We start from the raw sequence: 503 nt of genomic DNA, 5'->3' as shown, positions 1-503 counted from the left end.
GGTCGTCGATCCGAGCCGCAAGGGCCATTGGATTTGCACGTGGAATCGTGTATCGGGGTTTCGTGGATCGAAACTCTGAAATATTGTAACGGGAATCACGATATTGCGATACGTGATATCCCGACAGGTGGGTAGACAGTGTGGGCCACAGAGAGTCGAAGAAGTGGAGTACAGGTGGCACAAATTCATCGGGACCTCGCCGCTAGGAGTTCTAAATATTTGGTGTTAGGATTCGCGATCCCGCGAAGTCCAAAAGTTCCGACAAGATAAGGGACCATTGAAAAATCAAAGCCGCGAGCTCATCGGAGTTTCATCACAATGGGGTTCGGTAAATCCTTTTGCTTAACATCGCGAGCGCCGAAATCCCGATAGGGAAAATCTCGATAAGAGAAGGAGTGGTCAGCGTTGACTTGCATCGGGGTTTGGGGTTTTGAGAATCCAAAACACTCGACCACAGGACTCACGAAATTGCGGAGTCCGATTTCTCGATAGAAGAAAGGGAG

1 protein-coding gene is annotated in these 503 nt (G+C 49.5%); it reads right to left on the bottom strand.

What is annotated here, in order from left to right:
* Positions 1-299 precede the first annotated feature (299 nt).
* Positions 300-503 (bottom strand): hypothetical protein (locus tag NUW87_RS11620; RefSeq protein WP_269028693.1); only part of this gene is annotated, 204 nt, incomplete at its 5' end.

The organism is Corynebacterium pilbarense (genome assembly GCF_026930265.1).
Taxonomy (GTDB): Bacteria; Actinomycetota; Actinomycetes; order Mycobacteriales; family Mycobacteriaceae; genus Corynebacterium; species Corynebacterium pilbarense.
This window is presented reverse-complemented; position numbering and strand designations above follow the sequence as displayed.